The organism is Paenibacillus sp. FSL M7-1046 (assembly GCF_038007405.1).
Classification (GTDB): Bacteria; Bacillota; Bacilli; order Paenibacillales; family Paenibacillaceae; genus Paenibacillus_AQ.
On sequence record NZ_JBBOXB010000002.1, the window covers coordinates 1 to 6107 of the forward strand.

Annotated in this window: 2 protein-coding genes; both read left to right on the forward strand. The window is 58.2% G+C overall.

Features of this window, described 5'->3' with window-relative positions; translation table 11 throughout:
- The first annotated feature begins 105 nt into the window (after positions 1–105).
- Positions 106–4629: an amino acid adenylation domain-containing protein gene (locus tag NYE29_RS34465; RefSeq protein ID WP_340899914.1), complete on the forward strand. Its 4524-nt coding sequence runs from the start codon at positions 106–108 to the stop codon at positions 4627–4629.
- A gap of 213 nt (positions 4630–4842) precedes the next feature.
- On the forward strand, positions 4843–6107 hold a 1265-nt coding region (locus tag NYE29_RS34470; RefSeq protein ID WP_340899915.1), incomplete at its 3' end, for a condensation domain-containing protein.

Consider the following 6107-nt stretch of genomic DNA (forward strand, 5'->3'; position numbering starts at 1 on the left):
GCGGTGGAGCTGCCGCTGCGGGAGTTGTTTGCGCGTCCGACGGTGAAGGCGTTGGCGGTCTATGTGCGCAGCACGGAGGAAAGCGGCTATGGCCGAATCGAACCGGTGAAGCCGGGCAAGGATTATCCGCTGTCTTCGGCGCAGCGGCGGCTATACGTGCTGTATGAGGTGGAGCCGGAGAGCACGCGCTACAACATGCCGGGGGTTATGGAGCTAACAGGGCAGGTGGATGCGGATCAGCTGGAGCAAGCGATTTGCTCGGTTATCGCCCGTCACGAATCGCTGCGCACGTCGTTCACGTGGATCGACGGCGAACCGAGACAACAAGTACACGAAGACGTGGTGTTGGAATGGGTATGCCGGGATGCAGATGAAGGGCAAGCCCCGGAACTCATCCGGAATTTTGTGCAACCGTTCGCACTGGGTCAGGCGCCGCTGCTGCGGGCCAGGCTGCTGCGACTGGCAGAGGAGCGCCATTGGCTGGTGTGGGACATGCATCATATCGTGTCGGACGGCGTGTCGATGAACCTTCTGGTGTCGGACTTCATGGCGGCGTATGCCGGCGGGGAGCTGGCGCCGCTGCGGATCCAGTACAAGGACTACGCGGTCTGGCAGCAGGGTACGCTTGGGGTCGAGCGGATGGAGGCGCATGAGGCGTACTGGCTGTCGGTCTATGCGGAGGAAGCGCCGGTGCTGGAGCTGCCGGCCGACCGGACGCGTGCGGCGGTGCCAAGCAGTGAAGGCGGGCAGGTTCATGCGCAGATCAGCGCGGACGTAGCCGAGGGGCTGAAGCAGATTGCCGCAGAGACCGGAGCCACGCTGTACATGGTGCTGCTGGCTGCCTATAACGTGTGGCTGCACAAGTACACGGGGCAGACCGACATCGTGGTTGGCACGCCGGTGTCGGGGCGGACGCATGCAGATACGGAGCCGATGATCGGGATGTTCGTGAATACGCTGGCGCTGCGCAACGCCCCGTCCGGGGAGAAGCGGTTTATGGACTTTTTGCGCGAAGTGAAGGAGCGGACGCTGGCGGCGTTTGAGCATCAGGACTATCCGTTCGAGGAACTGGTCGAGAAGCTGAACGTACGGCGCGATATGAGCCGCAACCCCATGTTTGACACGATGCTGGTACTGCAGAACATGGAGCAGGCGCGCTTTACCCTGGCGGCTGTTGACGTACGTCCGGTCGAGCTGAACCACCGGGCGACGAAGTTTGACTTAACGCTGAACGTCGCGGAGGGCGATCAAGGACTTCAGCTGTTGCTGGAATACAGCAGCGCGCTGTTCAACGAGGAGACAGTTAGGCGGTACTTGATGCACTTCGTGCAGCTCTTGTTCCAAATCGCCGGTCAGCCGGAAGCAAGCATTGGGTCGTATGAGCTTGTCACGCCAGAGGAGAAGCAACTGCTGCTGCATGCGTTCAACGACACGGCAGCGGAGTATACGCGGGAAGCGACGATTCACGGGCTGTTCGAGGAGCAGGTGGAGAGGACGCCAGATGCGGTGGCGGCTGTGTACGGGGATCAGCAGCTGACCTATGCGGAGCTGAACGCGCGGGCGAACCAGCTGGCGTGGACGCTGTGCGGGCAAGGTGTGGGGCCGGAAACGATTGTAGCGGTTATGGCGGAACGCTCGCTGGAACTGATAGTAGGGCTTTATGGCATCCTGAAGGCTGGCGGAGCGTACTTGCCGATCGATCCGGCGCTGCCGGCCGAACGCATCCGGTATATGCTCGGGGACAGCGGCGCGATGGTGCTGCTGACCCAGCCCGGCCTTGATCCATGCGGATTTGAGGGCGCGGTAATCGAGTTGACTTCTAGAAGTCAAGCACAATCCGAAGCCAACCCGCCGTTAGAGCCGGATTCCCGGCGTTTGGCGTATGTGATCTACACCTCGGGCACCACAGGCAACCCCAAAGGGGTCATGATTGAGCATCGCGCGGTCATCAACCGCCTGCAATGGATGCAGAATCGCTATCCCATCGGAGAACAGGACGTCATTCTGCAGAAGACGCCCATAACGTTCGACGTTTCGGTGTGGGAGCTGTTCTGGTGGGGAATGACCGGGTCCCGGGTCTGCATGCTTCCGCCGCAGGGAGAGAAAGACCCCGCGCTGCTGGCCGAAACGATCAAGCGTCACGGGGTCACGGTGATGCATTTTGTGCCGTCGATGCTGAGCGTCTTCCTGGAGCAGGCCGGACAAGCGTTTAGCCCGGAGAAGCTGGGCAGCTTGCGCCGGGTATTTGCCAGCGGGGAAGCGTTGAAGGCGCAGCATGTGACCGGCTTCTACAAGTTAATGGAGAGGAGCGGAGCCACGCTTCACAACCTGTACGGGCCGACGGAGGCCACGGTGGATGTCGCGTATTACGACAGCGCTCCGACCTTCGCGGAAGCGGCGGTGCCGATCGGGGGGCCGATCGCCAATACGCAGCTGTACATTGTGGGTGACAACCGGCAGCTGCAGCCGATGGGCGTCGCGGGTGAACTGTGTATCGCGGGCGACGGTCTGGCGCGTGGTTACTTCAACCAGCCGGTGCTGACGGCGGAGAAATTCGTAGACAATCCGTTCGAGCCGGGGACACGGATGTACCGGACCGGGGATTTGGCGAGGTGGCTGCCGGACGGCAACCTGGAGTACTTGGGCCGGATCGACCATCAAGTGAAGATCCGCGGCTACCGGATCGAGTGCGGGGAGATCGAGACGCGGCTTCTGGCGCATGCGCAGATCCGCGAAGCGGTGGTTATGGCCCGCGAGGACGAGCGAGGGCAGGCGTACTTGTGTGCGTATCTCGTAAGTGATGAAGCTGTTCCGGTTGCAGAACTACGTGCGCACCTGGCGGCACAGCTGCCGGATTACATGATCCCGTCCTATTTTGTGGAGCTGGAGAAGCTGCCGCTCAGCCCTAACGGCAAGGTCGACCGCAAGGCGCTGCCGGAGCCGCAAGGACGGATGCAGGCGGGAAGTGAATATGTGGCGCCGCGCAGCAAGACGGAGGCGAAGCTGGCAACGATTTGGCAGGACGTGCTCCAAGTCGGACAAGTCGGGATCCAAGACAACTTCTTCGAGCTGGGCGGGGATTCGATCAAAGCCGTTCAGATCGCCGCGCGGCTGCGGGGGCATGGGCTGCACTTGGGGATCCGCGATCTGTTCCGGTATCCGACGATCCTGGAGCTGAGCCCGCATGTGCAGAAGTTGGCGCGGCAGATCGATCAGCGTCCGGTAGAAGGCGAAGTACGATTAACTCCGATCCAGCAAGGGTTGTTTGAACGGTCGCCGCAGCTGCCGCACCATTATAACCAGGCGGTCCTGCTGCAACGGAGGGACGGATTCGACGAAGGTGTCCTGCGCCGTGTGTTTGAACGGATCGCCCAGCATCATGATGCGCTGCGGATGAGGTATCGGGAAGAAGCGGAGGGCATCGTGCAGTGGAGCCGCGGGCCTCTAGAGGCGAGTTTCGGGCTGGATGTGATCGACTTGCGCGGGGAAACCGCCGTGGACACACGTATTGCGGCGGAAGCCGAGCGGCTGCAGCGGGGGCTGCACCTGGAGCAGGGGCCGCTGATGCGCCTGGGGCTGATGAAGACCGGCGAGGGCGATCATCTGCTGATCGTCATCCACCATCTGGTGGTGGACGGGGTGTCGTGGCGGATCCTGTTCGAAGATGTGCAGACCGGTTATGAGCAGGCGGAGCGGGGCGAGGAGATCCGCTTTCCGGAGAAGACGGACGCGTTCCAGACGTGGTCGGAGGCACTGGCGCGCTATGCGGACAGTGAGGAACAGCTGAATGAAATCGCTTATTGGAAGCGAATCGAGGAGACGCCGGCTGCGGCGCTGCCGGCGGACGAAGGGCTCATGGAAGCGGAGCGAACCGGCGGAGCGGTGAGCATCCGGCTGTCGCGGGAAGAGACGGCGCAGTTATTGAACCAGGCGGGCTGGGCGTACAATACGGAAATCAACGACATCCTGCTGACGGGGCTGGGCCTGGCGCTGCAGGAATGGACGGGCGAGCGGCGGTTTGTCGTGGACCTGGAAGGGCATGGCCGGGAAGAGATCGGGGAAGCGGTGGATGTCAGCCGTACGGTCGGCTGGTTTACGACGATCGTGCCGACGCTGCTTGACCTGGGAGCATACGAGACGTTGTCCGACTGCATCAAGACGGTGAAAGAAGGGCTGCGCAGCGTACCGAACAAAGGGCTCGGGTATGGCGTGCTGAAGTATATGACAGCAGCGGAGCACAAACAGGAGTTGACGTTTGACCTTCGCCCGGAGATCTGCTTCAACTACTTGGGGCAGTTCGACCGGGACGTGACCACTGGCGTATTCGAAACGTCGGCGTACGGGACGGGCACCAGCATCGACCCGAACCTCCCCAGTGAGTACAAGCTGAGCCTGAACGGGATGGTGATCGGCGGGGAGCTCGTGTTTACGTGCGACTATGCAGCAGACGTGTACCGGAGGGAAACGGTGGAATGCTGGATGGCGTGTTATGCGGAACAGCTTCGCAGACTGATTGCCCACTGCATGGGGCAGGCGCACAGCGAGAAGACCGCGAGCGATTTTAGTTCTAGTGGATTAGATATTGATGAAGTAGAGAGCATTTACTCTTTGCTTGAACAAATAGACTAGGAAAAAAGGGTTAACAGAAGGGGAAGAGGTAAAAACATCTCCCCTAACGTTGTTATTGAAGAGAACGAGGTACCAAGTATCTAAACTAAATGGTCGGAGGAATTAGCCCAGGTTTTATAATAGCGTCTCTAAACAACTTGCCGGGAGGTAAACATGAGTAGAAGAAGAGACTCGATAAAAGACATCTATTATCTTACGCCGATGCAAGAAGGTATGTTATTTCATTCTTTGCTTCACAAATCAAATGAGTATTTTGAACAATATACTTTAGAGCTTGCAGGTGATTTAAATGTAACCCTAGTTAATCAATCCTTTGCGAAGCTGATTGAGCGATACGATATACTTCGAACCATCTTCGTCTGGAAAAAGGTGAAGAAATCTGTTCAAGTCGTAGTAAAAAATCAAAAGACGGACTTGATTTTCGAAGATATTTCTCAGTTGAGTGAAAATGAAAAGTCTAGGTATGTGAACGAGTACATGCAAAATGATCGAGATGAGGGCTTTGACCTATTGAAGGGGCCTTTAATTCGATTAGCTGTTCTAAAAAAGGATTCTGATTCACACATAATGATTTGGAGCTTCCACCATATTTTGATGGATGGTTGGTGTGTAAGCATTCTTATGCAGGAATTTATGCATATATATCAATGCTTGAAGACTAAGCAGCCCATTCGACTTGACATGCCAATACAATTTAACAGTTACATGCAATGGCTTGAAAAGCAGGACGGGGAAGCGGCGCGACAGTACTGGAGCCGGTACTTGGCAAACTATGAGCAACAGGCGAGTGTGCCGCGAGCGCTTTGGACAGCAGGGCATACGGGAGCCGAGCCGCAGGAGCATGCCTTCCGTCTGGATGTGGGGATGACCCGGGAGCTGAAGCAGTTGGCCCGCCAGGCCCAGGTGACGCTGAACACAGTGATGCAGACGATCTGGGGACTGCTATTGCAGAAGTACAACCAGAGCAGTGATGTGGTATTCGGGACTGTCGTATCGGGGAGACCGGCGGAAGTTCCGGGAATCGAGCAGATGATCGGCCTGTTTATCAATACGACGCCGGTACGGGTCAGCAGTTCCCCCGGCCAGAGCGTAACGGTGCTGCTGCAGCAGGTGCAGGAAGCGGCGCTGGCGTCGGAATCACACAGCCATTATCCGCTGTATGAGATTCAGGGGCTGAGCGCGCTGAAGCAAGGATTGATCGATCATATTTTGGTGTTCGAGAACTATCCGATTGCTGAAGCGATTGGCCAAGCAGGCGGAACGGACGAGGCTGCGTTTGGGATCCGTGACGTTGAAGTATTTGAGCAGACGAATTATGACCTAACCGTCGTGCTAGCCCCGGGCGAAGCGTTGTCGATTGAATTCCGGTACAACGCCAAGGTATACGATGGAACATTCATCCGGCGAATGGAGGGGCATATCCGAGAGATCGCGCAGCAAATGCTGGCGGATGCGCAGCGGCCGGTGTCCTCGATATC